Source organism: Lysinibacillus fusiformis, from assembly GCF_016925635.1.
In the GTDB taxonomy this organism is placed as follows: Bacteria; Bacillota; Bacilli; order Bacillales_A; family Planococcaceae; genus Lysinibacillus; species Lysinibacillus fusiformis_F.
Map to the genome: position 1 here is coordinate 1,779,391 of NZ_CP070490.1, position 25,231 is coordinate 1,804,621.

The following is a 25,231-nucleotide window of genomic DNA, read 5'->3' on the forward strand; positions in this document are numbered from 1 at the left end:
TTTCATTTTATTTCATTATGCTTCCCAAACGTCCACTAACACGTTTGTTTGCTCACGTGCAGGTCCAACAGAGAAAGTAGCAATTTGAATGCCCGTTAGTTCGCTAATACGCTCCACATAGCGGCGTGCATTTTCAGGTAGCTCTTCTAAAGTTCGGCAGCTTGTTACATCCTCTGACCAGCCTGGAAGCTCTTCATAAATCGGTTCACATTGTTCAATAATATGAAGATTTGCTGGATATTCTGTAATTGTTTCACCTTTATAGTTATATGCTGTACAAATTTTTACTGTTTCTAAACCAGATAAAACATCGATAGAGTTAAGGGCAAGATGAGTAATGCCACTTACACGGCGTGAGTGACGAACAACGACTGTGTCGAACCAGCCTACACGACGTGGACGACCAGTTGTTGTACCGTATTCGCGACCTACCTCGCGAATTTGTTGACCCACTTCATCAAATAACTCTGTTGGGAAAGGACCATCTCCTACACGAGATGTATAGGCTTTGGATACACCTATAACACTTGTCACGCGTGATGGACCAACACCAGCGCCAATCGCTACTCCTCCTGCAACTGGATTTGAAGATGTTACATATGGATACGTACCTTGATCGACATCAAGTAAAATTCCTTGTGCACCTTCGAATAGCACTTTACCGCCTTCATCAAGGACATCATTTAAGATTTTAGATGTATCTGCGACATATTTTGCAATTTCTTGTCCATAACCATAGTATTCCTCGAAAATTTCTTCGAATGTTACGCCTTCAACTTCATAGAATTTCTCAAATAATTTATTTTTAATGGCTAAATTATGACGTAGTTTTTCTTCAAAGATTTCCTTATCAAGTAAGTCAGCCATACGAATCCCAATACGTGCTACTTTATCTTGATAACAAGGTCCAATTCCTTTACAAGTTGTGCCGATTTTATTGTCTCCACGACTTTCTTCATCAGCTATATCTTGTTTAATATGATAAGGCAAAATAACATGTGCACGATTAGAAATACGTAGATTATCTGTATTAATACCGCGCTCTTGTAAACCTTTAAGCTCCGTTACCAGTGATTTTGGATTCACAACTAATCCATTACCAATTACTGAAGTTTTTTCTTTATAGAAGATCCCTGATGGAATTAAATGTAATTTATAAGTTTCACCATCAATTTTAATGGTATGTCCTGCATTATCTCCACCGGCAAAACGAGCGATGGCATCGGCTTTGTGCGAAAGGAAATCTGTAATTTTACCTTTTCCTTCGTCTCCCCACTGTGTTCCTACAACTACTACTGATGTCATAATCAGCACCTCCGTTAGATACCTTTGTATCTCAAATTTCAAGCCTCAATTATTGTAACAATGATAGAAACAACTCGTCAATAAAAAATAGTGAAAAAACACGAACATAAAATCAAAAAATCTGATTCAACGTTCGTGTTTAATAACAGAATGGTATGAATATTATCGAACATTCAGATTAATTCATTCTAAGGGTAATATTTCATTACGGATAGGCAACTTATCTGAATGACGAATAACATGACTAATCACGTGGCGGTGGTGGTGGCATTTGTGACCAATCCACATTAATGAATTTATTGAATTCTTTTTTAAAGGCCAATGTAACGGTTCCTGTTGGACCATTACGTTGTTTCGCAATGATGATTTCGATCATATTTTTATTCTCAGATTCTTTATCGTAATAATCATCACGGTATAAAAACGCAACAATATCAGCATCTTGCTCAATACTTCCCGATTCACGTAAGTCACTCATCATTGGCCGTTTATCTTGTCGCTGCTCAACTCCACGAGATAACTGTGATAAAGCAATAACAGGTACCTTTAATTCACGGGCTAATCCCTTTAAGGAACGTGAAATCTCTGATACCTCTTGCTGACGGTTTTCTCCTGGCTTGCCACTACCCTGAATCAACTGTAAATAATCGATTAAGATCATTCCTAGTCCATTTTCCTGTGCTAAACGACGACATTTTGCACGAATTTCATTGATACGTACACCAGGTGTATCATCAATAAAAATCCCTGAATTCGATAAACTACCCATTGCCATAGTTAGTTTACCCCAATCTTCTGTAGTTAAAGCACCTGTACGTAAAACTTGTGCATCTATATTTCCCTCTGCACAAAGCATACGCATTACCAGTTGCTCTGCACCCATCTCTAAAGAAAAGATTGCTACATTTTCACGTGCTTGTACGGCAACACTTTGCGCAACATTCAATGCAAAGGCCGTTTTCCCTACAGATGGACGTGCAGCAACAATGATTAAGTCGTTGCGCTGAAAGCCAGCAGTAATGTTATCTAAATCACGGAAGCCAGTTGGTATACCCGTTACTTCTCCCTTTTGTGATTGAAGTTGCTCAATATTATCGAAAGTTTCCACTAGCACATCTTTAACATGCTTAAAGTCTCCTGCATTCTTACGATTGGCAACCTCCATCATTTTCTTCTCTGCCTCACCTAATAATGCCTCTACTTCGTCTTCACGCGTATAGCCGTCCTCGACGATTTTCGTAGCGACCCGAATCAATCGACGTAAGAGGGCCTTTTCCTCAACGATTTTGGCATAATGGGCGACATTGGCAGCTGTAGGGACAGCATTGGCGAGCTCTAGTAAATAAGAAAGCCCGCCAACGTCCTCAATCTCTTTTTTAGCTGATAATTCTTCAGTAACTGTTACAACATCTATCGCTTTTCCTTGATCACTCAAGCGCAACATCGTTTCGAAAATTTTCTTATGGGCATTTAAATAAAAATCATCTGCCAATAAAATTTCTGATGCTGTTATTAATGCTTGTGGCTCAAGGAAGATAGCACCGATAACCGATTGTTCCGCCTCCCGGTTATGCGGTGGAACGCGGTCCATCATCGGTTCACTCATGGATCGTCGCTCCTTATTCTTCCGTTACATGTACTTTTAACGTTGCTGATACTTCATGATGTAGTTTTACAGGAACATTTGTAAAGCCAAGTGAACGAATTCCATCAGGTAAAGTCATTTTACGTTTATCAATTTTAATGCCATGCACCTTTTGTAATGCATCAGCAATTTGCTTTGTAGATACTGAGCCAAATAAGCGGCCACCTTCACCTGATTTTGCTTTTAGCTCAACTGTTAGTGCTTCTACTTTTTCCTTCAATGCTTGTGCTTCAGCTAATTCAGCAGCTGCATTTTTGGCCTCTAATTTTTTTTGCCCATCTAATTGGCTTAAAGCTTGCGCATTTGCTTCCGCTGCATAGCCATTCTTAATTAGGAAATTTTGTGCATAGCCATCAGCTACGTTTTTAATTTCACCTTTTTTTCCTTTTCCTTTAACGTCTTTTAAAAATACTACTTTCATTAGTCAGAACTCCCTTCAAAGACCTCATTTATGGCCTCTTCTAAATGTTTTTTCACACCATCAATGGATTTAGCATCTATTTGGCAGGCAGCATTTGTTAAATGTCCACCTCCGCCGAGCCTCTCCATAATTAGCTGTACATTGACCTCGCCAAGTGAGCGTGCACTTATACCAATTTTTCCATCTGCCCGATGCGCAATGACAAAGGATGCACTAACATCCTTCATCGTTAGTAATATATCTGCTGTTTGCGCAATTAAGACAGAGTCATACACTTTTGATTCTTCACCTACAGCAACAGCTACTCCAGGTTTTACGAACTTAACTGTTTGCACAATTTTGGAGCGCTCTATATATGTGTCCACGTCCTCCTTTAAGAGACGTTGGACCAACACTGTATCTGCACCATTTGTTCGTAAATAAGAAGCAGCTTCAAATGTACGTGCTCCTGTTCGAAGTGTAAAGCTTTTGGTATCAACAATAATACCTGCCAGCAATGCAGTAGCTTCTAGCATATTGATCTTTGCACGCTTCGGCTGATATTCTAGTAACTCTGTCACTAGCTCAGCTGTGGACGACGCATATGGCTCCATATAAACAAGTGTAGGATTTTCGATAAAGTCCTCACTTCGACGATGATGGTCGATTACAACCACCTTTTCAGCTAATTTCAATAGGTGTGCATCAATTACTAAATTCGGTTTATGTGTATCAACAATAACGAGCAACGATTTCTCAGTCATTTTACCAGCGGCTTCCTCTGGTGTAAGGAAATTTTCATAGAAATCTGATTTACTCTCTATTTCATTCATTAATCGTGTAACGCTACCATTTAATTCATCAAAATTGATGATGACATAGCCCTTTACATCATTCATTTGAGCCATTTTCCGTACACCTACAGACGCACCAATGGAGTCCATGTCAGGATTTTTATGTCCCATAACAAACACTTGGTCACTGTCTTGAATTAAATCGCGTAATGCATGTGAAATAACGCGCGCTCTAACACGTGTACGTTTTTCAACTGGATTTGTTTTTCCACCATAGAATTTAAGTTTTCCAGTAGGTTGCTTTATTGCCACTTGGTCACCACCCCGTCCTAAAACAAGATCTAGACTTGATTGTGCCAACTCACCAAGCTCAACTAATGAGGATGATCCAGCTCCTACCCCAATACTTAATGTTAACGATAAATTCTTTTGAGCTGTTTTTTCACGAATGGTATCTAAAATAGCAAATTTTTTCTTTTCCAGCTCCGTTAAAATGGATTCATTTAATACTGCTAGGAAACGATCGGATGATATTCGTTTGACAAACACACCATGCTCCGCAGCCCATTCATTGACAATTGAAGTAACCATTGTGTTAGTTAAACTACGTGGTTGATCGTCCATGGCTTGCGTGATTTCATCGTAATTATCGACAAACAATATAGCGATTACTGTACGGTCTGCAAAGTATTGCTTTTCAATGGCAATCTGTTCAGTTATATCAAAGAAATACAGTAGTCGTTCCTCTTTTTTATAATAAACCCGATATTTCCGATCACGTAATGTAATCGTAGCCTCATTTGTTTCCTCGGTCTTCATTAACACGTAGATATCATCGGATATATTGACAATACCTTCACCCACTAATGATTCCACATTAAGGATACCTTGCATATATGGATTAGACCATTCTATTTCATATTGCTCATTAACCAGAAGTATCCCGATCGGCATTTCAAGCAATGCCTCTTCCCCTACTTTTTTCATACGGAAGGAAATAGATTCAATATGCTTTTCCGTTTCCTCATAAGCTATCTTTTCTACCTTCCATGTGTAGGTCATCAGTAAAACAAAACCTACACCATAACCGATACCTATCCCGATATTCCAAATACATAGAAGCACGAACGTCACAGTTCCAAATATGGAAAGAACAAAAAGCGGATAGCGAATTGGTCGTTTTCTAAAAGTCCCCATTACAATCAGCCCCTTATTCTTTAGTCTTCCCCTTTACAAGTGAACGTACGTCAAAACCTAAATCAACAATACCGAGTAAGATCATGAAGGATGATAAAGGAATTGCTAACAAAGTAGCTACCCATTTAACACCGTTTGGCATCCCTTTTTTAGAAATAAAATAATGGATAAAAGATATTCCTTGTAGAATGAGTAACAACCATAAAATATAAGAAACATTTAATACAATGATATCTAGCGTAGAACCAGCCTCTGGACGCATGAATAAATTAATGCATAAAACAATCATGTAATACCATAAAATAGAGCGTGGTAATCTCATATTTTGGAATGGAGCAAATTTAGGAACATCTACTCCTAGTCGTTTTAGAGCTGGTAAATTTACTGTAATGATAATAAATGCAGCAAAAAATGCTGAGATTGTTATCGTTGCAGGCATAGTCAGTTCAATTGTTTTAAACATCGCCTCAAGCTGTTCTGGATTTATGGCTACTTGACCTGTTACATTCTTTGCAAATTCATTAGATTGCTCATAATTTTTACGCGCCATCTCTAAACTCATGTTAATGAAGTCAATTCCTGAAAGCTTTACATAGGCAATATAAACAATTGCCATCGAGATAAGATTAGCAATCCCCATGGACATAAATAAATAAAGCTTACTCTTCTTCAGATAAATGGCGTTACCCATAACGACACCTAATAACCCTAAAATAAAGGCAAATGGCAGCATGGATATTCCACTCGTTATAGTGGTTAGGATACAGCCTACTATTGCTACGAGTATTGATGTGGAACGCTTGTAATTTGCGCTATACCAAGCAATCGGTAGCGGAGCGAATAATAAAGCTACTATAAAGATGAATGGTACATATGCAGAAATTAACATTAAAATTGTAAAAAGTGCAACCATCATTGAGCCTTGTACAAGCGCTTTTGTTTGATTATTCGGCATTGAAAACCTTCCTTTTTTTCAGTCAAACTTACTACCCTTTATTGTACCATTTTTTCATAGTATTGAACAAAAATCACTTAGATCACTATGTACATTGTCATTATTTTTTCAATTTTAATTCAGACTTTTACCTAAGTGGTTGGTAATTTCCTTTTTAACCATAACAAAAAACCAGCATACCCGATACGAATATCGTAATATGCTGGTTTTTAAAATTGATGTAAGGTCAATTACCTTAACCTCATCAATCTTATTTATCTTCTGCTACGAATGGAAGTAATCCCATAATACGAGATACTTTGATAGCTGAAGTTAATTTACGTTGGTACTTTGCACTTGTGCCAGTTACGCGACGTGGTAAAATTTTACCGCGTTCAGAGATGAATTTTTTTAATAAATCTACATCTTTATAGTCGATATGCGTAATATTGTTTGAAGTGAAGTAGCAAACTTTACGGCGTTTGCGGCCTCCGCGACGTGGTGCCATAGTGTGTCTCCTCCTTATCTTTTTTTATCTTTTAGAAGCATTAGAATGGAAGATCATCCTCTGATACTTCTATTGGTCCTTTGCTATTCGCAAATGGATCCTCATCTACACGTGTATAATTCGGCTGATTCATAGGTGGTTGATTTTGCTGATAAGCATCGCCGCCATAGGAACCCTGCCCTGGCATAGCGCCACCAAACTGTTGTTGTGGTTGACCACCGCCATATGACGGTTGGTTATTACCGTAAGTTTGTCCACCACCATATTGAGGAGCAGGAGCACCGCTACCATTACGGGGTTCTAAAAACTGTACGCTATCCGCCACGACATCTGTTGTGTATACTCGCTTACCGTCTTGTCCTTCATAACTGCCTGTCTGGATACGACCTTCTACCCCAATTAAACTTCCTTTTCGCATGAAGTTCGCTAGGTTTTCAGCCTGTTTTCGCCAGGCAACACAGCTAATGAAATCAGCTTCGCGTTCACCTTGTTGATTTGAGAATGCACGGTTTACAGCTACTGTAAATCTTGTAGACGCAACTCCATTCGGTGTATAACGTAGCTCAGGATCTTTTGTTAGTCTTCCAACTAATACGACACGGTTTATCATCAGAATACAACCTCCTTTTCAGCATTTTGTAAAAATTTAATAATTAAGCTTCTTGGCGAACTGCAATGTGGCGAATGATGTCTTCGCTGATGTTAGCAAGACGTGTATACTCGTTGATTGCATCTGAAGTAGCGTTTACTTTTACGATTTGGTAGTAACCTTCGCGGAAGTCTTGAATTTCATAAGCTAAGCGGCGTTTGCCCCACTCTTTTGATTCGATGACTTCTGCACCGTTAGAAGTTAAGATTTCGTTGAAACGTTCAACTAAAGCTTTCTTCGCTTCGTCTTCAATGTTCGGACGTACGATGTACATTAATTCGTATTTTCTCATCTGTTTACACCTCCTTATGGACTTAGGCTCTCCTATTTAAGGGAGCAAGGAGCAAGTAATTAATTATTACTCACATCAATGAATTGTAACATATAGGTACATGTCTTTCAAGTCACAAACTAATAATTCATTATATAATAACAGTATATTTCAATTATCTATGAAAGGAGTGCCTTCATGTTCACCAATGATGAGGAACCTATCGTTATCGAATTAGATTTAAAAAAATTAATGATCGACAATTTTGTCATTACAAGTGGTCTTGTCATATTATTTATAGCTATTCAATATATTTGCTTTAAAGATTTTCATTTTTCTTTTTGGAATATGGTTGGTAGCACAGCACTATTTGTCGTACTGTATATAATTTTTATTATCCTACATGAGGCTTTTCATTTAATTGGCTTTATGATTTTTGGCAAAGTGCCCTATAAAGCTTTGAAATATGGCGTAAATTTAGAGTTGGGCATTGCCTATGCAACTACTGAGCAACCTCTCTACAATCATGCTATGAAAAAGGCTCTATTACTGCCATTCTGGACAACTGGTGTACTCCCAACTATCATTGGGTTTTATCTTAACAGCACCGTTTTAATCTTGATAGGGGCGGTGTTAATAGCCGGTGCCGTAGGTGATTTTGCCATGTATAAAGAACTACGGAAATATCCGAGAAATGCTATCGTACAGGATGATCCCAAATTACCAAAGCTGTATGTTTATACATCAAAGAAAAAGGATGCCCAGTAAAGTAAGACTACATAAACATATAGAATCTGTAGATTAAAATGAATAGCTACAGATTCTATTTATACTTTAAGGAGTTAAAAATCCATGCTGGGCTGCTGTATATAAATTTCTCCAAATTCGATTGATCGTGGATGTTTCTGTAATAGCATCCATACCGAGACTGCGTATTAAATTATTCGCTATCTCTAAGCAAGCAGCAGCTATATCCTTAGTCATTTGGGTAAATTGTGATAATTCCTCATCTGTTAATTCATCACCTATTTGATGCTTTTGCCAATAGACAGATAATGTTGCAAAGAACTGCTCCTCACATTGCTTGAAACGTTTCTGCTGCTGCATCCATAAAAATTGTAAGGCTCCAATTCGTTCAGTTCTGCTTATATCATCATTTCGTTGCTTCATTAAAGCAAAAGCTTCTTCTAAAAAATTCTCTGTAATCCCAAGACAAACACCTAAAAAGGAGGCCTCCGCAAAAGTGGTGAATGGAAAGCTATGTACTGAATTGCCATAATCATTTCTGATTGTACCTAATTGAAAAGTAGCTTCCTGAGGCACCCAAACGTTGTTTACACGGATTGTATGACTTGCTGTTGCCTTCAAACCCATTGCAGACCAATCATTCAAAATCTCAACATCTTGTGGATTCACTGAGCAGCTAATAATTTTTTCTGTTTTGATACCATCTTCTTCAATTAAGCAATTCATCGTAAATGTCGAAGCATAATTAGAACCACTACAATACTTCCATTGCCCTGTTACATAGTAGCCACCAGCTGTTTTGACAGCTATACCCGTTGGATATCCACTACCTGCTATAACTGCTTCTTTAGGAGAATAGATTTTTTCACAGATTTCCTGACTGAATGTTGGAATAAATGCATTTCCACCTGTACCAATCGTAATGAGCCACCCAAAATTGCCATCAAGTGCAGACATCTGCTGGAATACCTTTACACCTTCTACTAAATCTAAATCCTTACCACCTAATTCTCTTGAAGTGAACAATTTGAATAGTTGTTGTTCATAAATATAATCTAAGACATCTTGTGGCAGCATCCCCAATTGCTCAAACTCTAAACCACGTTCCTTAATTTGCATAACATTCATTCAAAGGTTGCCTCCATACACTAAAAATTCTGATAACTATGCAATCGAAAAAGGGCAACCATATAGATTGCCCATGTTAGTTTTTATACATTAAAGCGGAATAACATAATATCGCCATCTTGTACTTCATATTCTTTACCTTCAAGACGTACTTTACCAGCTTCCTTAGCTGCTGCTTGAGAACCTGCCTCTAGTAGATCATCATATGCAACTGTTTCTGCACGAATAAAGCCGCGCTCAAAGTCAGTATGAATGATACCTGCACATTGTGGTGCCTTCATTCCTTTACGGAACGTCCAGGCACGTACCTCTTGTACACCTGCAGTAAAATACGTAGCTAATCCTAATAAATCATAAGAAGTACGAATTAATTGATCTAAACCAGATTCTTTAATCCCTAATTCTTCTAAGAACATAGCTTTTTCTTCATCATCAAGCTCAGAAATTTCTTCTTCGATTTTAGCACAAATTGTAATAACTTGAGCACCTTCAGCCGATGCATACTCACGTACTTTTTTCACATACTCGTTGTTGTCAGCATCTGCTACTTCATCTTCTGAAACGTTTGCTACATAAAGCATTGGTTTAATTGTTAGCAAATGAAGACCTTTAATTACCTTTAATTCATCATCTGATAGCTCAGCTGCACGAGCTGGTTTACCGTTTTCTAGTTGCTCTTTAATTTTTAGAAGTACTGGCTCTTCGATCATAGCCTCTTTATCTTTTTGTTTCGCCATTTTGCTAACTCGTTGTAAACGTTTATCTACAGATTCTAAGTCAGCTAGCGCAAGCTCTAGATTAATAACTTCAATATCATCAATTGGATCTACTGCACCGGAAACGTGCGTAATGTTTTCGTCTACAAAACAACGTACTACCTGACAAATTGCATCTACTTCACGAATATGAGCTAGGAATTTATTTCCTAATCCTTCACCCTTGGAAGCACCTTTAACAATTCCAGCGATATCTGTAAATTCAAATGCAGTTGGTACAGTTTTTTTCGGTACAACTAATTCTGTTAATTTATCTAAACGTGCATCAGGTACTTCAACGATACCAACATTCGGATCAATCGTTGCGAATGGATAGTTTGCAGCCAATGCGCCCGCTTTTGTTATTGCGTTAAATAATGTCGATTTTCCAACGTTAGGTAAACCAACGATTCCAGCTGTTAATGCCATGAATGGACACAACCTTTCTATACTCAGTTCAAATTTTCTCTCATATAACCTTATCTATTATATTGATTCACTCAGAAAAAGTCTAATATGCCTGATGTTACGACTCATTCGCAGAAAATAAAACCTTTTTCATTTTTTTCTCAAATTCACGACGTGGAATCATGACACTATGCTGACATCCTTCGCATTTGATACGTACATCCGCCCCCATACGAATAATTTTCCATTTATTAGTACCGCATGGGTGTTGTTTTTTCATTTCAACAATATCATTTAAACCAAATTTCTTTGTCTCCATCTTACTCACTTCTCCCCTCATCTTTGCCATAGAACATCATTTTTGGATAGGCCATTGGTATATTATTTTCTTCAAAGAGTTTCGTAATATCGCGACGAATGATACGTGCTACTCCATATTGTTGCTGTGGTAAGGTTTCAGCAGCTATACGAATGGTTACTTCTGTCCCTTTAACATTTTGCACACCTAGAAATACTGGAGCGGCAATTAATTCTTTATGCATCTTAGGCAATGTCTCTAAATACTTATTAATAACCCCTTCTGCTTTTTCAAAATCAGCATCTGTGGCCATTTGTAAATCTATAAAAATTTTGGAGTTGTTAACAGAATAGTTGACGACTTCGCCAATGGCACCATTGGGAATGATGAACTGTTCACCAGTAGCACCATTAATTTTTGTTGTACGTAAGCCAATTTCTACAACCGTACCTTCTGCAGCATTTATTTTTATATAATCTCCTACACCAAACTGGTCTTCAAAAATAATAAAAAATCCAGTAATAACATCCTTTACTAAGCTTTGAGCACCAAAACCTATTGCTAAACCAACGATCCCTGCACCCGCTAATAAACCTGCTACCTTTATATTTAAGGAAGAAAGAATACCAATGATTGCAGAGAAATAAACAACATAGGAAATCACACTTTGTAATAATCTTGAAATTGTTCGTTGGCGTCGCTCTGAGTGGCTTAATGGTGAACGCATACGGATTAAAAACACTTTTTTAATAAATTTTTTACCTAGTCTTACCGCTATCCATGAAGCTAATAGAATGAGCACAATTTCTATAGATGCATCAATAACATGTTCCCAGAGATCCTCAGATGTGAGCTTATCCCAGTATTTCTCCATTAATTTTTTATTCTTTTCCATCATTACCACCTCTTGAATAACTTGCTAAAAATTTGCGTATACTGCATAAAAATTGAGCACTTCTAAAAATAAAAAGAAAGTGAGTTTTTTTATGAATACTATACCAAATTTGTTACTACCTTATTCCCTTCATCACGAGAGTAAAAATGCTGTTTGGCAATTAAGTACATTATTTTTAGAACATATACCGTTTCATCATGAAAGACTAATTTTTTGTTGTATTGGCAGTGATCGTTGTACGGGTGATACACTTGGGCCATTAACTGGTAGTTTCTTAAAAAAATCTGTTAGCTTTCCTTATGAAATTGTAGGATCCTTAGAAGATCCTTTACATGCTCTAAACCTAGATTCTACAATGCAACAGCTACACAATCATACTACAAAACCATTCATTATTGCGATCGATGCCTGTCTTGGCAGTGAGCAAAATGTTGGTCATATTTCCGTTCAAAGTGGACCGATATTCCCTGGAAAAGCTGTAAAAAAAGAATTACCCCCAATTGGAGACATTTCCGTGAAAGGAATCGTCAATATTGGAGGCTTTATGGAAATGCTTGTTTTACAAAACACAAGACTTCATATTTCTTATGCAATGGCTGAAAAGCTTTCAAGAGCATTATTACTGGCTGCTCATCGTTATTCACTAAAAAGTGTAGAAGATAGCCACCATAATACCAACAATGACGATACCTGGCAGCAAGTTAGCAGCTTTGATCTTGGCTAAGCCTGCAATGTTTAACCCTATTGCCATAATCATAACCCCGCCAACAGCCGTCATTTCTGTAATGAACATTTGTAGTGCGGCATCAGGGATAAAGGAACTGATAACACCTGCAAAAAGTGCTATTAATCCTTGATAAACAAAGACAGGTACAGCGGATAGCAATACACCTATACCTAATGTGGATGCTAGAATTATGGATGTAAATCCATCTATTAATCCTTTTGTAATGAGTACATTATGATCATTACGAAGACCACTATCGAGTGCACCGATAACAGCCATTGAGCCAACAACAAAAATTAGGGAAGCAGTAACAAAGCCCTCTGCTATACTAATTTGATTTTGGCCATCCCGTTTTGTACGAAATAAACTCTCTACCCATTTACCAAGACGATTCATTTGTTTATCTAAATCTAACCACTCACCTATTACTGTACCTACCACTAAACTTACTACCAATATAATAAAATTATCACTTTCAAAGCCCATTTTTATCCCTAATAACGTGACGGCTAAACCAATAATAGATAGGACCGTAGACTTCATAGATTCAGGGATATTTTTAAAAATGCGCCCTACTAATGCTCCTGCTACAATTAACACAGCATTTATCAAAGCTCCTAGTAATACCACACTTAAGCCTTCTTTCTCTCTAAAAAATAGAGAGCGCCTGTTTGCTTGGCGCTCTGATTAAGTTATAGAAATATTATTTTATTCTTCCTGTATGTTTAATATTTCCAATATACGTTCTAAATCATCTTCAGAATAAAATTCAATTTCAATTTTCCCTTTATTATTTGTTTTTTTAATTTGAACATTTGTGCCAAAGTAATCACGTAATTGTGACTCCTTTGCACTTACAAAGATATCTTTTTTCTTAGGCGGGATTGTTTCACGTGAAACTTCTTCATTTAAGTTTTGCACTAATAATTCAACTTGACGTACATTCAATCCTAAACTTATTACCTTATTCGCCACTTCTGATATTCTTCTTTTATTTTTTAAGCCGAGTAAAGCTCGTCCCTGCCCCATCGATAATGTTCCATCATTCATCAATTTACGTACATCTTCTGGTAAAGCAAGTAGCCGAACATGATTTGCAATATGTGGTCTACTTTTTCCTAGTCGCTTCGATAACTCTTCCTGTGTTAAATGTAAGTTTTCCATTAAACTCTGATAGGCTTCAGCTTCTTCAATTACAGTTAAATCCTCACGTTGGAGGTTTTCTAGAATAGCTAGCTCCATCATTTGTGCATCTGATAACTCTTTTATAATAACAGGAATAACCTCTAGGCCTGCTAATAGGCACGCTCTGTAACGACGTTCTCCAGCAACAATTTCAAACTTACGTGCTTTTTTACGCACGGCAATCGGCTGCAAAATCCCATGTTCTTTGATAGAATCTGCTAATTCTTGTAAACTCTCTTCATCGAAAATTTTACGAGGCTGAAATGGGTTCGCAACAATTAAATCTAATAGGATTTCTTCCACTTGCCCACTGTGTTCTAAAGACTCTCCTGGAAATAATGCACCAATACCCTTTCCTAGACCTTTAGCCATTTTTAATCACTTCCCTCGCCATCTCTAAATAAACTTCTGCACCTCTAGATTTTGCGTCATAAGTGATGATTGGTTGACCATGACTTGGTGCCTCACTTAATCGCACATTACGAGGAATTATTGTTTTATATACTTTATCTTGGAAATATTTTTTCACTTCATCAATAACTTGCAAGCCTAAATTCGTGCGTGCATCTAGCATTGTTAATAAAACGCCATCGATGTAAAGCTGTTGATTCAAATGCTTTTGAACGAGGCGAACCGTTGATAATAATTGACTTAACCCTTCCAATGCATAATATTCACATTGTACAGGGATAATGAGAGCATCTGAAGCTGTTAAAGCGTTGATTGTTAAAAGCCCTAAAGATGGTGGACAGTCAATAATTATATAATCGAAATCTTCTTTCACATTTTGTAGAGCATGTTTTAAACGTACTTCTCTTGAAATAGTCGAAACCAATTCAATTTCTGCGCCTGCAAGTGAAATTGTTGCGGGCACGATAGATAAATTTTCTACATTGGTTATTTGAATGACATTTTCAACATCTTCATCATCAATGAGCACATCATAAATGCACCCTTGTATTTCTCCTTTATTAATACCAAGTCCACTTGTTGTATTCCCCTGCGGATCAGTATCAATTAAAAGCACTTTCTTACCTAAGTATGCTAGGCAAGCGCTTAAATTGACCGAAGTTGTTGTTTTACCTACGCCACCCTTTTGATTGGCGATTGCTATAATTCTACCCATTTAAAAGCACCTGCTTTCATCTATCAAAGTTTACTTTGACAAATCATTTGTAAAATCACTATTTAATCCGCTATCTAACTTTCATTCTATCAAAAAAATTGAAGAGAGTTGTATAAAATATTAAGAATATATACAAAAAAGGAGATATCTCAATTAATCTTTTGAGATATCTCCCCTGTACAGTGATGAATTTGATTATAAATTACTTTACTAAAATAATTTATTACACTTTTTTCTTTTTAGGAATCTTCACTGTAATTTGATAGTATTCTTCTGTATCTTCTTCTTCAGTTTTCACCGTAATCCCACTTTTCGTTACCATCGTTAACGACTGTTTGATGGTATTCAAAGCAATACGCACATCTTTACTTATGGCCTTACGTTTCGGCTTAGCTTTCTTTGGGATTGTTTCTTCCTGCTCGTCAGCTACAGGATGTAATATGGCCTGGATTTGCTCCTCTAGCTGTCGCACATTCCAATCATTATCCATTGCTAGCTGTAAAATTTCTAATTGCAATGGTTGATCTTTAATAGCAATTAATGCACGTGCATGTCGTTCAGATATTTTACGCTTCAAAATAGCCTGCTGTACTTCATCTGGCAGCCTTAATAAACGTAATTTGTTGGCTACAGTGGATTGTCCTTTTCCAAGTCTTTGGGCAAGAGCTTCCTGTGTTAGCTCATGAAGCTCTAATAATTTTTGATAGGCTACCGCTTCTTCAATTGCTGTTAACTCCTCACGCTGCAAGTTCTCTATTAACGCAATAGATGCTGTTTCCTTATCAGTTAAATTACGTACAATAGCAGGGACCTCTGTCCATTGTAGCTTTTTCATCGCTCGATATCGACGCTCACCAGCGATGATTTCATATTGATTTTCTGATGTTTTACGTACAACAATTGGCTGAATCACACCATGTGTATGAATGGTTCTTGATAATTCTTCAATTTTTTCATCATCAAAAATAGTACGTGGCTGAAAACGGTTAGGTACAATTTGATCAATAGGCAACTTTATAACTTCTTCCGCTGCATGAACCGCCTCTGCTTGTTCTACTTCATTTTTCACAATAGGCTCTGTTTTACTTCCGCCTCCAAAAAAACGTGAAAAAGGACTTTTCATCCAAGTGGCACCACCTTTAAGTAACTATCTTGCTCTGTGTCATTCTATTATTATTTATTATATTTCCTTAAATGTATATAGTTCATAGATGTCTTTTGCGTGAACCATCCATAACTAGTATGTATGCTCAAAATAGAAAAAATATTTTCCACTTTGAGAAGTTTCACATGAAACACTAATTATTGAATTGGTGTTTTATTTGGTACACCTGGCTTACGCGGATATTTTTTCGGTGTTCCTTTTATTTTATCAAATATATATAAAATGCGGTCACTTTCTTCAACAGGTAGCTTGAAAGAAAATTCCTCTCTCAGTTTAACACCTAATGTTGTTAAAGCCTTTTTAGCATCCTTTAATTCTTCTGCCCCGGCTGCGGCTTTTAAAGCAACAAAATGCCCTTCTTGTTTTGCTAAAGGTACACATAACTCTGATAGAACTGATAAACGAGCTACAGCACGTGCTGTTACCACATCAAATTGTTCACGGTATTTTACATTTTGACCAAACTCTTCTGCTCGAGCATGTACAAAATGCATATTCTCTAATTGTAACTCATCACTTAAATGATTTAAAAAGGTAATTCTTTTATTTAAGGAGTCGACAATTGTAACATGTAAATGTGGGAAGCAGATTTTAATGGGGATACTTGGGAAACCAGCTCCAGCTCCAACATCGCAAACAGTTACTACTTTTGAAAAATCAAAATAAAATGAAGGACTAATTGAATCGAAGAAATGCTTTAAATATACGCCTTCTAAATCTGTAATAGCGGTTAAATTCATCTTTTCATTCCACTCAACAAGTAATTCAAAATACTTTTTAAATTGAGCAATCTGCGTATCAGAAAGTTCGATACCTTTCTCTTTCAGAGCCTCAATAAATTGTTGTTCGTTCATGTTAAGTCTCCTTTGTTGATCTAGCTATACAACTACAATTAATAGTATAGCCCTAAAAATAGGAAGCGGGCACAATAGTATGCCCGCCTCTTATTTACTTTACTGTTGTTGATCAGCTGCTTACTTTCGCAATTTTACCTTGTTCAATATAAACAAGAAGAATTGAAATATCAGCTGGATTAACACCAGAAATACGAGAGGCTTGCGCAATAGAAAGTGGTGTAACTTGTTTTAATTTTTGACGCGCTTCTGTTGCTAATCCTGAAATAGCATCGTAATCAATATTTTCAGGGATTTTTTTATTTTCCATTTTGTGTAGTTTCTCTACCTGTTGCAACGCTTTTTCGATATATCCTTCATATTTAAGTTGAATTTCAATTTGTTCTTTCACTTCATCCGTCAATTCGATTTCTGCCGGAATTAAAGAAGAAATTAACTCATAATGCATTTCAGGGCGTTTTAATAAATCTGCACCACGTATACCGTCTTTTAATTCACTACCACCAACAGAACGAATAACAGACTGAGTCGCTTCATTTGGTTTAATAATGACTTCACGAAGACGTGCAATTTCATTTTCAATCAGCTCTTTTTTCTCATTGAAACTTGCATATCGTTCTTGTGGAATCATCCCCATTTTATAGGCTAACTCTACTAAACGTAGATCTGCATTATCGTGACGTAATAGTAAACGATACTCTGCACGAGATGTTAATAAGCGATATGGCTCATTTGTTCCTTTAGTCACTAGGTCATCAATCAAAACGCCAATATAAGCATCAGAACGGCTTAAAATTAATTCGTCTTTACCTAGTACATTGGCAGCAGCATTCATTCCCGCCATTAAGCCTTGCCCGGCAGCTTCTTCATAGCCTGACGTACCGTTAATTTGACCAGCTGTATATAAGCCTTTGATACGTTTTGTTTCTAAAGTTGGCCATAATTGTGTTGGCACAATTGAATCGTATTCAATAGCATAACCAGCACGCATCATTTCCGCATTTTCTAAACCAGGTATAGATTTTAGTAAACGTGTTTGGACATGCTCTGGTAAGCTTGTTGACAAACCTTGAACATATACCTCACGTGTATTACGGCCTTCTGGCTCTAAGAAGATTTGGTGTCTTGGCTTATCATTAAAACGTACCACTTTATCTTCAATAGATGGGCAATAACGTGGACCTGTCCCTTTAATCATGCCTGAGTACATCGGTGAAAGATGTAAATTTTCTTCAATAATTTCATGTGTTTCAGGGCTTGTGTACGTTAACCAGCAAGGTAGCTGATCCATAATGAATTCAGTTGTTTCAAAACTAAATGCACGCGGAATGTCATCTCCTGGTTGAATCTCTGTTTTGTCATAATCAATTGTACGGTTATTCACACGCGGTGGTGTACCTGTTTTAAAGCGAACTAGGTCAAAACCAAGCTCTTTTAAATTATCAGCTAAGCGGATTGACGGTTGCTGATTATTAGGTCCACTTGAATATTTAATATCACCGATAATGATTTCACCACGTAGGAAAGTACCTGTTGTCACAACGACTGTTTTAGCACGATAAACGGCACCAATTTGTGTAATGACTCCTTTAACTTCTCCATCCTCAATAATCAGCTCTTCAACCATTCCTTGATGGATTGTTAAGTTTTCCGTATCCTCCAACACACGTTTCATCTCTTGTTGGTATAAAACTTTGTCTGCTTGTGCACGTAATGCACGTACTGCAGGACCTTTCCCTGTATTCAACATTCTCATTTGTATATGTGTTTTATCTATCACTTTTCCCATGACGCCACCTAAAGCGTCAATTTCACGTACGACAATTCCTTTGGCTGGGCCACCGATAGATGGATTACATGGCATAAATGCAATCATATCTAAATTGATTGTTAGCATTAATGTGTTAGCACCCATTTTAGCTGCGGCATGTGCAGCTTCAGAACCTGCATGACCTGCGCCAATCACGATAACATCAAACGTGCCTGCCTCATATTTTGTTGGCATGCTCGTACCTTCCTTTCTTTCTTAAAATTATTTTCCTAAACAGAACTGTGAAAATAGCTGGTTAATTAGGCTTTCTTGTACAGTGTCACCAATGATTTCACCAAGTATTTCCCATGTTCTTGTTACATCAATTTGTACCATATCAACTGGTACACCATCCTGTGCAGCTACTATTGCATCTTCAACCGTTGCTTGCGCTTGGTGCAGAAGTGCTATATGTCTTGCATTTGAAACATATGTTAAATCGCCCGCTTCGATTTGTCCCTCAAAGAATAACGCAGCAATAGCTTCCTCTAGCTCTATAATACCTTCCTCTTGTAACAAAGATGTTGTTACAATGCGATGCTCACCAGCTAATTCTTTGACACGTGCCAAATCAATTTTTTGCGGTAAATCTGTTTTATTGACAATGACGATGTAATCCATCGCTTCAATTGTTTCGAATAGACGCTCATCCTCAGCAGTTAATTCATCTGCATAGTTTAATACAAACAGAATTAAATCTGCTCCACGAAGAGCTTCCCGTGAGCGTTCTACACCAATTCGTTCAACAATATCTTCTGTCTCTCGAATACCCGCTGTATCCACTAAACGAAGTGGAACACCACGGACATTGACGTACTCTTCTATAATATCACGAGTAGTCCCTGCAATATCTGTCACTATGGCCTTATTTTCTTGTACTAAGCTATTTAATAGTGAAGATTTCCCTACATTCGGACGACCTAAAATAACAGTTGATAATCCCTCACGCAAAATTTTTCCTTGAGAAGATGTTTGTAGAAGTTTACTAATTTCATTTCTTACCCATGTACATTTTTCTACTAATACAGGTACTGTCATTTCTTCTACATCATCATACTCTGGATAATCTATATTAACCTCTACTTGTGCTAATGTCTCTAGTAAAGCTTGGCGCAAATCACCAATAAGTCTCGATAATTTTCCATCCATTTGACCCAAAGCAACGTTCATCGCACGATCTGTTTTAGCTCTTATTAAATCCATAACCGCTTCAGCCTGTGATAAATCTATGCGTCCATTTAAAAATGCTCGTTTTGTGAATTCGCCAGGCTCAGCTAACCTTGCTCCATTCGTTAAGGCAAGTTGCAACACACGTTTGACTGAAACTAGTCCACCATGACAATTTATTTCAACTACATCCTCACGTGTGAATGTTTTTGGTCCGCGCATCAGCGATAGCATTACTTCCTCTACTACCTCATTAGTTTTAGGATCAACTAAATGCCCATAATGAATAGTGTGCGAATCTTTCGTTGTTAAACTTTTTCCCCCGGGTGATTTGAATATTTTATCTGCAATCGTCACTGCCTCGTCCCCACTTAAACGAACGATGGCTATGGCACCTTCACCCATCGGTGTGGATATCGCAGCAATTGTATCGAACTCCATTTAATGACCTCCTCGACGTTATCCACATGTGGATAATCAAAACCGACCAATACTTACTAACACCTTAGACTAACATATTTTCAGCAAAATCTAAAGTAAGGATGATTTCCAAATGTGGATAAAATCAATTTTTTCGCTAATCCTATTTTCGACAAACTTTGCTATTTTTCATTAAAAAAGGTCATTTTATCTCGAAGATAAAATGACCTTTCAAAATATATTGTCTGTCTGTATGGTGATGAGCAACATCTAATTATTTTTTTACTGGTTCAATTACTAAATAACGATTAGGCTCTGTACCTTCTGAATACGTTTCAAGATCTAGACGATTTGCTAGTTGATTATGAATTATCTTTCGTTCGTAAGACGGCATTGGTTCAAATGCCACACGTTGATTTAAGCGTAATGCTTTATCCGCCATTCGATCTGCAAGTAATTCTAAAGCTACTTGTCGACGCTCGCGATAGTTTTCTACATCCAATTTCACCATTAAGAACTGCTTAGCACTTTTATTTAATACGAGTTGCGTTAATTGCTGTAAGGAATTTAATGTTTGACCACGTTTCCCTATAAGCAGTGCAGCTTTCTCACTTTTTAGTTGAAATAATACATATTTCCCTTCGCGTGTCGTAGCAATATCAAGATCATGAATAGCCAATTGTTCAGCGATACTTATTAAATAAGCCTTTGCCTCTTCAATTGGATTTGCTGAGTCTACATCTTCATCTTGTTCTTTAACGACTTGTTGAACGTCTTCCATTTCACTTGGTTGTTCAGAAACTTGTGAACTTAGTGTTTCAACATCATCTACTACTATTGGTTCGTTTAATTGAGTTGCCATTTGCGTTTCAGCATTGTCACTTTCAATTGTCGGAACCTGAACTTCCTTTACTGTTACACGTACCTCTGCAGATCGTGCACCAAAACCTAAAAATCCTTTTTTACCTTCTTGTAAAACTTCAACATCTACTTGTTCACGGGTTTTGCCAAGTTTCTGTAACGCCAATGAGACCGCTTCTTGTGTTGTTGCGCCTATTTGCGTAAGTTGTTTCACTTTTTAGCCCCTCCATTTTGAGCAGGTTGTGTTTTATCTTTATTCCAAGGTTTATAAATATACAAGTTTTGGAAAACCGAAATAATGTTTCCGATCACCCAGTATAATGATAATGCAGCTGGTAAGGCCATACCAAAACCAATAATCATGAATGGCATAATATACATCATAATTTTCATTTGAGGATTATCCATTGCTGGTCCTGTACGTAACACGATAAATTGCATTAAACCTGCAGTAATGGCTAATACAGGTGCAGGATCTGCTAACGGGAAGATAAAGAAATTCCCTAAATCAAATGTAGATGTAGCATTCATACGGCTAATTGCATGATAGAAACCAATTAAGATTGGCATTTGAATGATTACTGGTAAACATCCAGCTAGTGGATTTACTCCAGATTCACTCATTAGCTTCATCATTTCTTGCTGATATTGTTGTTGTGTCTGAGCATCCTTAGAAGCATACTTCTTTTGCAGTTCCTTCAATTTTGGCTGAATTTCTTGCATCTTTTTTGAACTCTTTGTTTGTTTGATCATCAATGGCAAAATTGCTAAACGAATAATAATCGTTACGGCAATGATCCCCCATGCATACGTACCTAGCAGATCAGCAAAGTATTTTATCGCTGATACCAACGGCCAAACAATGAATTCATTCCAGAAGCCTGTGCTATCTTTGGAAATTGGTTCATTGAATTCTGTACAACCAGAAAGTAGTAAGGCTACTGATACTAGTGACAAAATTACCCAATGTTGTTTTTTCAACCTTCTTCCCCCTACAATTACTATTCACTTTTTCTTATTTCTATATGCTTCTTTTTATACTGACATAATCGGTTAACAGCCAGTAGCCTTATCTTTATTTCAGTCCAATTTTGAGAGTCCTCGATGAAGATAAAGTTATCAGTTATTTTATCATGCCTATAACGTTCACTCTACTAAATATTCTAACTACATACACTTATTCCTGAGTTAAGTTGCGAATTTTACATATTTTAAGCAAAAACTCACGCCAAAAATACCCCTATACGTATAATTCACTTACTTATAATTGTATGCAAAATTGCACATTTTCTATTCTATTGCTAACTGTACAGGCGTAATTTCTCCACTTGGTTGCATACATTACACTTTTTTCATTACCTTTGCGATTCGTAGTACATGCTGCAAACTTTGCTTCACTTCATGAAAATCCATAGTGGCCGCCGGTTGTCTGGCGATAATAACATAATCCATATTCGGCTTTAGATCATTTTTTAATTCTTGAATACTTTGTCGAATATAGCGTTTTACTTGGTTGCGTGTTACCGCATTCCCAAGCTTCTTACTAACTGATAAACCTACACGAAATTCCGTTTGTCCCTCTTTTGCTAAAAAATAAACAACAAACTGACGATTAGCGAAAGATTTACCTTTTTTAAACACCTTTTGAAAATCATCATTCTTCTTCACTCGTTGGCGTTTTTTCATTTCTTTCACCTGCTATTAGATAATATCTTTTGATCCTCATTTCTAGGTTTACCAAAAATAAAGAAAAAAAAGACCACTGATGTGGCTCAGTGGACTTATTTTATGCTGATAAAACTTTTCTTCCTTTACGACGACGAGCAGCAAGAACTTTGCGACCGTTTTTCGTGCTCATACGTGCGCGGAAACCGTGTACTTTGCTGTGCTTACGTTTTTTTGGTTGGTAAGTACGTTTCATTGTATATAGACACCTCCTGAATTGAGTTGAATTTTTCAACATACAGACTCGAATATTATATAAAGTATCTAGTTATTTTGTCAATGAATTTCATAAATTTCTTTTAATCAGTCGAACTATGTATTTATTCTATTTTCAATTTTTTAGTCTTCAGATTTTTACAAGCGAGATTTTTAATTCATAAATATAAAAATAATTATCCACAGAGTACTTGTCTTTTTTACACAGAGTTGTGTATAGTATTTTTTGCATTATTTTTTATCCACAACAATTATCTACAGGTTTTTCACATAAGCAGTACTTGTGGACAACTACAAAGTGCATAACTATAAGCTATGTGGATAAGTTTCACAAACTATTGAAATGGCTTTGTTTTTCTGATACGATTACTGTGCTTCACTTTGTTGAAAACTAAAACGAACATTTTAATTATCCACAACTGTTAATATGCTGTGGATAATTTTTATCACAGCCTTTGGTTAACTTTTATCCACAACTTGTGATTATGTGGACGAGTTGTAAAATGAACGTATTTACCATTTCTATAAATGCGATTTTTTTTTGTATTGAACACTGTAAAGGAGATTAGCAGCTTGGAACATTTAGAAGAACTATGGAACAATGTCCTGGCTCAAGTTGAACAAAAAATTTCTAAACCAAGCTTCGAAACGTGGCTAAAGTCTACAAAGTTACTATCTTACAATGGTAGTGGTTCCACTGTGACGATTGCTGCGCCAAATTCGTTTGCTCGAGACTGGCTTGAAAATCATTATATTCATTTGATTACAGGTATATTAACGGAGCTTACAGGCGAAGACTTGCTTATTAAATTTGTTGTTCAAAAAAACCAGGATTCGGACGATTTCGATTTGCCAGCGCCGATTATCCAAGCAAAAAATAATGAACATCATGATATTTCACCAGGTATGTTAAACCCGAAGTATACTTTTGATACGTTTGTTATTGGCTCTGGTAACCGCTTTGCACATGCAGCTTCGCTAGCTGTCGCAGAAGCACCTGCGAAGGCATATAATCCCTTCTTTATTTATGGGGGCGTTGGGCTAGGTAAAACACACTTAATGCACGCCATTGGTCATTATGTATTAGAGCATAATCCTAATGCAAAAGTGGTGTACTTATCATCCGAAAAATTTACAAATGAATTTATTAACTCCATTCGTGATAACAAAGCACTTGATTTTCGCAATAAGTACCGCAACGTGGATGTACTGCTAATTGATGATATTCAATTCCTTGCTGGAAAAGAATCAACTCAAGAAGAATTTTTCCACACTTTTAATACTTTACATGAAGAATCAAAACAAATTGTTATATCAAGTGACCGACCTCCAAAGGAGATTCCAACTTTAGAAGATCGGCTCCGTTCACGTTTCGAGTGGGGGTTAATAACTGATATTGCGCCACCAGATTTGGAAACTCGTATCGCTATTTTGCGTAAAAAAGCAAAAGCAGACGGTCTAGAGGTACCGAATGAAGTAATGCTTTATATTGCGAACCAGATTGACTCCAATATTAGGGAGCTTGAAGGTGCGCTTATTCGCGTCGTTGCCTACTCTTCACTGGTTAACAAAGATATTACAGCGACATTAGCTGCCGAAGCATTGAAGGATATCATTCCAAATTCAAAGCCGCGGACAGTGACAATATTAGACATTCAAAATGCGGTAGGGGAGCATTTTAGTATACGTTTGGAAGATTTCACTGCCAAAAAACGTACAAAACTAATTGCTTTTCCACGTCAAGTTGCTATGTATTTATCACGCGAATTAACAGATTTTTCGCTGCCGAAAATTGGCGAAGAATTTGGTGGTCGCGACCATACAACTGTTATCCATGCGCACGAAAAAATATCTTCTATGTTGAAAAATGACGTTCAGCTTCAACAAGATGTTAAACAAATTCGTAGTATGCTAGGGAAGTAAATACTGTGGACAAACCATTTAGTTAAACACAAACTTATACACAGTCTATCTACATGTGGATAGACTGATTTTATTCATAAAAAGATACTTATCCACAAATCCACAGGGCCTATTACTA

At 36.9% G+C, this 25,231-nt stretch carries 26 protein-coding genes; 3 read left to right on the plus strand and 23 right to left on the minus strand.

What is annotated here, in order from left to right:
* Nucleotides 1–15: 15 nt before the first annotated feature.
* The 8 genes from JTI58_RS08835 to rpsF all read right to left on the minus strand — a co-directional run bounded on the left by JTI58_RS08835 (nucleotide 16) and on the right by rpsF (nucleotide 7,724).
* Nucleotides 16–1,305, minus strand: a complete 1,290-nt coding sequence (locus JTI58_RS08835) for an adenylosuccinate synthase (protein ID WP_205446291.1) — start codon at nucleotides 1,303–1,305, stop codon at nucleotides 16–18.
* Between the two features lie 244 nt (nucleotides 1,306–1,549).
* Nucleotides 1,550–2,911, minus strand: coding sequence for a replicative DNA helicase (gene dnaB / locus JTI58_RS08840; protein WP_004233370.1), 1,362 nt, complete (start codon nucleotides 2,909–2,911; stop codon nucleotides 1,550–1,552).
* A 13-nt stretch (nucleotides 2,912–2,924) separates the two neighbouring features.
* A complete protein-coding gene (gene rplI, locus JTI58_RS08845) occupies nucleotides 2,925–3,371 on the minus strand; it encodes a 50S ribosomal protein L9 (RefSeq protein WP_205446292.1) in 447 nt (148 codons plus the stop codon).
* The gene (locus JTI58_RS08850) at nucleotides 3,371–5,341 is read right to left on the minus strand and encodes a DHH family phosphoesterase (protein WP_205446293.1); all 1,971 of its coding nucleotides are present in this window, start codon (nucleotides 5,339–5,341) and stop codon (nucleotides 3,371–3,373) included. Before JTI58_RS08850 ends, rplI begins: the two co-directional genes overlap by 1 nt.
* Before the next feature lie 13 nt (nucleotides 5,342–5,354).
* On the minus strand, nucleotides 5,355–6,296 hold the full coding sequence (locus JTI58_RS08855) for a YybS family protein (protein ID WP_205446294.1): 942 nt from the start codon (nucleotides 6,294–6,296) through the stop codon (nucleotides 5,355–5,357).
* A gap of 250 nt (nucleotides 6,297–6,546) precedes the next feature.
* A complete protein-coding gene (gene rpsR, locus JTI58_RS08860) occupies nucleotides 6,547–6,783 on the minus strand; it encodes a 30S ribosomal protein S18 (RefSeq protein ID WP_004233359.1) in 237 nt (78 codons plus the stop codon).
* Nucleotides 6,784–6,823: 40 nt separating this feature from the next.
* Nucleotides 6,824–7,393 (minus strand): single-stranded DNA-binding protein, encoded by a 570-nt coding sequence (gene ssb, locus JTI58_RS08865; protein ID WP_054610250.1) that lies wholly within the window; start codon nucleotides 7,391–7,393, stop codon nucleotides 6,824–6,826.
* 43 nt (nucleotides 7,394–7,436) lie between these two features.
* The gene (gene rpsF / locus JTI58_RS08870) at nucleotides 7,437–7,724 is read right to left on the minus strand and encodes a 30S ribosomal protein S6 (RefSeq protein ID WP_205446295.1); all 288 of its coding nucleotides are present in this window, start codon (nucleotides 7,722–7,724) and stop codon (nucleotides 7,437–7,439) included.
* A 177-nt stretch (nucleotides 7,725–7,901) separates the two neighbouring features.
* On the opposite strand from rpsF, the gene JTI58_RS08875 reads away from it, so the two are divergent.
* Nucleotides 7,902–8,471, plus strand: a complete 570-nt coding sequence (locus JTI58_RS08875; protein ID WP_205446296.1) for a DUF3267 domain-containing protein — start codon at nucleotides 7,902–7,904, stop codon at nucleotides 8,469–8,471.
* A gap of 66 nt (nucleotides 8,472–8,537) precedes the next feature.
* Here the strand turns inward: JTI58_RS08875 and JTI58_RS08880 are convergent, their stop codons facing one another.
* The 4 genes from JTI58_RS08880 to JTI58_RS08895 form a co-directional block, all read right to left on the minus strand.
* Nucleotides 8,538–9,578, minus strand: a complete 1,041-nt coding sequence (locus JTI58_RS08880; protein WP_205446297.1) for an acyl-CoA dehydrogenase family protein — start codon at nucleotides 9,576–9,578, stop codon at nucleotides 8,538–8,540.
* 83 nt (nucleotides 9,579–9,661) lie between these two features.
* A complete protein-coding gene (ychF, locus tag JTI58_RS08885; RefSeq protein ID WP_016994923.1) occupies nucleotides 9,662–10,762 on the minus strand; it encodes a redox-regulated ATPase YchF in 1,101 nt (366 codons plus the stop codon).
* Between the two features lie 97 nt (nucleotides 10,763–10,859).
* The gene (locus tag JTI58_RS08890; protein ID WP_205446298.1) at nucleotides 10,860–11,060 is read right to left on the minus strand and encodes a DUF951 domain-containing protein; all 201 of its coding nucleotides are present in this window, start codon (nucleotides 11,058–11,060) and stop codon (nucleotides 10,860–10,862) included.
* A 1-nt stretch (nucleotide 11,061) separates the two neighbouring features.
* Complete coding sequence (locus tag JTI58_RS08895) at nucleotides 11,062–11,934, minus strand: mechanosensitive ion channel family protein (protein ID WP_205446299.1); 873 nt, start codon at nucleotides 11,932–11,934, stop codon at nucleotides 11,062–11,064.
* Between the two features lie 91 nt (nucleotides 11,935–12,025).
* Here JTI58_RS08895 and yyaC point away from each other — a divergent pair, with 91 nt between their 5' ends.
* A complete protein-coding gene (gene yyaC / locus JTI58_RS08900; RefSeq protein WP_205446300.1) occupies nucleotides 12,026–12,658 on the plus strand; it encodes a spore protease YyaC in 633 nt (210 codons plus the stop codon).
* Here yyaC and JTI58_RS08905 read toward each other — a convergent pair.
* From JTI58_RS08905 to rpmH, 11 genes are all read right to left on the minus strand, one after another.
* A complete protein-coding gene (locus tag JTI58_RS08905; protein WP_205446301.1) occupies nucleotides 12,578–13,291 on the minus strand; it encodes a DUF554 domain-containing protein in 714 nt (237 codons plus the stop codon). The two genes, yyaC and JTI58_RS08905, sit on opposite strands and share 81 nt — an antisense overlap.
* A 78-nt stretch (nucleotides 13,292–13,369) precedes the next feature.
* On the minus strand, nucleotides 13,370–14,218 hold the full coding sequence (locus tag JTI58_RS08910; RefSeq protein ID WP_205446302.1) for a ParB/RepB/Spo0J family partition protein: 849 nt from the start codon (nucleotides 14,216–14,218) through the stop codon (nucleotides 13,370–13,372).
* Nucleotides 14,211–14,972, minus strand: coding sequence for a ParA family protein (locus JTI58_RS08915; protein WP_205446303.1), 762 nt, complete (start codon nucleotides 14,970–14,972; stop codon nucleotides 14,211–14,213). Before JTI58_RS08915 ends, JTI58_RS08910 begins: the two co-directional genes overlap by 8 nt.
* 223 nt (nucleotides 14,973–15,195) lie before the next feature.
* Nucleotides 15,196–16,095: a nucleoid occlusion protein gene (gene noc / locus JTI58_RS08920; protein ID WP_205446304.1), complete on the minus strand. Its 900-nt coding sequence runs from the start codon at nucleotides 16,093–16,095 to the stop codon at nucleotides 15,196–15,198.
* Nucleotides 16,096–16,274: 179 nt separating this feature from the next.
* Nucleotides 16,275–16,991: a 16S rRNA (guanine(527)-N(7))-methyltransferase RsmG gene (gene rsmG, locus JTI58_RS08925; protein WP_205446305.1), complete on the minus strand. Its 717-nt coding sequence runs from the start codon at nucleotides 16,989–16,991 to the stop codon at nucleotides 16,275–16,277.
* Between the two features lie 112 nt (nucleotides 16,992–17,103).
* Nucleotides 17,104–18,996 (minus strand): tRNA uridine-5-carboxymethylaminomethyl(34) synthesis enzyme MnmG, encoded by a 1,893-nt coding sequence (gene mnmG, locus JTI58_RS08930; RefSeq protein WP_205446306.1) that lies wholly within the window; start codon nucleotides 18,994–18,996, stop codon nucleotides 17,104–17,106.
* A gap of 27 nt (nucleotides 18,997–19,023) precedes the next feature.
* Nucleotides 19,024–20,409: a tRNA uridine-5-carboxymethylaminomethyl(34) synthesis GTPase MnmE gene (mnmE, locus tag JTI58_RS08935; RefSeq protein ID WP_205446307.1), complete on the minus strand. Its 1,386-nt coding sequence runs from the start codon at nucleotides 20,407–20,409 to the stop codon at nucleotides 19,024–19,026.
* A gap of 253 nt (nucleotides 20,410–20,662) precedes the next feature.
* Nucleotides 20,663–21,463 (minus strand): RNA-binding cell elongation regulator Jag/EloR, encoded by an 801-nt coding sequence (jag, locus tag JTI58_RS08940; protein WP_205446308.1) that lies wholly within the window; start codon nucleotides 21,461–21,463, stop codon nucleotides 20,663–20,665.
* Nucleotides 21,460–22,230 carry a membrane protein insertase YidC gene (gene yidC, locus JTI58_RS08945; RefSeq protein WP_205446309.1) on the minus strand — a complete coding sequence of 257 codons (771 nt, stop codon included), beginning with the start codon at nucleotides 22,228–22,230 and terminating at the stop codon, nucleotides 21,460–21,462. Before yidC ends, jag begins: the two co-directional genes overlap by 4 nt.
* A gap of 360 nt (nucleotides 22,231–22,590) precedes the next feature.
* Nucleotides 22,591–22,935, minus strand: coding sequence for a ribonuclease P protein component (gene rnpA / locus JTI58_RS08950; protein WP_205446310.1), 345 nt, complete (start codon nucleotides 22,933–22,935; stop codon nucleotides 22,591–22,593).
* Between the two features lie 100 nt (nucleotides 22,936–23,035).
* Nucleotides 23,036–23,170, minus strand: coding sequence for a 50S ribosomal protein L34 (rpmH, locus tag JTI58_RS08955; RefSeq protein ID WP_004233310.1), 135 nt, complete (start codon nucleotides 23,168–23,170; stop codon nucleotides 23,036–23,038).
* A 548-nt stretch (nucleotides 23,171–23,718) separates the two neighbouring features.
* Between rpmH and dnaA the strand changes: the two genes are divergently transcribed.
* Complete coding sequence (gene dnaA, locus JTI58_RS08960) at nucleotides 23,719–25,113, plus strand: chromosomal replication initiator protein DnaA (protein ID WP_393950167.1); 1,395 nt, start codon at nucleotides 23,719–23,721, stop codon at nucleotides 25,111–25,113.
* The last annotated feature ends 118 nt before the right edge of the window (nucleotides 25,114–25,231 follow it).

Excerpts from the sequence above, each read along its gene's own strand:
- ychF (WP_016994923.1), bottom strand. The coding sequence starts at position 10,762 with ATGGCATTAACAGCTGGAATCGTTGGTTTACCTAACGTTGGAAAATCG.
- ssb (WP_054610250.1), bottom strand. The coding sequence starts at position 7,393 with ATGATAAACCGTGTCGTATTAGTTGGAAGACTAACAAAAGATCCTGAG.
- JTI58_RS08915 (WP_205446303.1), bottom strand. The coding sequence starts at position 14,972 with ATGGGTAGAATTATAGCAATCGCCAATCAAAAGGGTGGCGTAGGTAAA.
- dnaB (WP_004233370.1), bottom strand. The coding sequence starts at position 2,911 with ATGAGTGAACCGATGATGGACCGCGTTCCACCGCATAACCGGGAGGCG.
- rpsF (WP_205446295.1), bottom strand. The coding sequence starts at position 7,724 with ATGAGAAAATACGAATTAATGTACATCGTACGTCCGAACATTGAAGAC.
- JTI58_RS08890 (WP_205446298.1), bottom strand. The coding sequence starts at position 11,060 with ATGGAGACAAAGAAATTTGGTTTAAATGATATTGTTGAAATGAAAAAA.
- noc (WP_205446304.1), bottom strand. The coding sequence starts at position 16,095 with ATGAAAAGTCCTTTTTCACGTTTTTTTGGAGGCGGAAGTAAAACAGAG.
- JTI58_RS08895 (WP_205446299.1), bottom strand. The coding sequence starts at position 11,934 with ATGGAAAAGAATAAAAAATTAATGGAGAAATACTGGGATAAGCTCACA.
- JTI58_RS08880 (WP_205446297.1), bottom strand. The coding sequence starts at position 9,578 with ATGAATGTTATGCAAATTAAGGAACGTGGTTTAGAGTTTGAGCAATTG.
- JTI58_RS08850 (WP_205446293.1), bottom strand. The coding sequence starts at position 5,341 with ATGGGGACTTTTAGAAAACGACCAATTCGCTATCCGCTTTTTGTTCTT.
- JTI58_RS08875 (WP_205446296.1), top strand. The coding sequence starts at position 7,902 with ATGTTCACCAATGATGAGGAACCTATCGTTATCGAATTAGATTTAAAA.
- mnmG (WP_205446306.1), bottom strand. The coding sequence starts at position 18,996 with ATGCCAACAAAATATGAGGCAGGCACGTTTGATGTTATCGTGATTGGC.
- rpmH (WP_004233310.1), bottom strand. The coding sequence starts at position 23,170 with ATGAAACGTACTTACCAACCAAAAAAACGTAAGCACAGCAAAGTACAC.
- rpsR (WP_004233359.1), bottom strand. The coding sequence starts at position 6,783 with ATGGCACCACGTCGCGGAGGCCGCAAACGCCGTAAAGTTTGCTACTTC.
- mnmE (WP_205446307.1), bottom strand. The coding sequence starts at position 20,409 with ATGGAGTTCGATACAATTGCTGCGATATCCACACCGATGGGTGAAGGT.
- JTI58_RS08835 (WP_205446291.1), bottom strand. The coding sequence starts at position 1,305 with ATGACATCAGTAGTAGTTGTAGGAACACAGTGGGGAGACGAAGGAAAA.
- dnaA (WP_393950167.1), top strand. The coding sequence starts at position 23,719 with ATGCGATTTTTTTTTGTATTGAACACTGTAAAGGAGATTAGCAGCTTG.
- rplI (WP_205446292.1), bottom strand. The coding sequence starts at position 3,371 with ATGAAAGTAGTATTTTTAAAAGACGTTAAAGGAAAAGGAAAAAAAGGT.
- JTI58_RS08910 (WP_205446302.1), bottom strand. The coding sequence starts at position 14,218 with ATGGCTAAAGGTCTAGGAAAGGGTATTGGTGCATTATTTCCAGGAGAG.
- rsmG (WP_205446305.1), bottom strand. The coding sequence starts at position 16,991 with ATGAACGAACAACAATTTATTGAGGCTCTGAAAGAGAAAGGTATCGAA.
- rnpA (WP_205446310.1), bottom strand. The coding sequence starts at position 22,935 with ATGAAAAAACGCCAACGAGTGAAGAAGAATGATGATTTTCAAAAGGTG.
- yyaC (WP_205446300.1), top strand. The coding sequence starts at position 12,026 with ATGAATACTATACCAAATTTGTTACTACCTTATTCCCTTCATCACGAG.
- JTI58_RS08855 (WP_205446294.1), bottom strand. The coding sequence starts at position 6,296 with ATGCCGAATAATCAAACAAAAGCGCTTGTACAAGGCTCAATGATGGTT.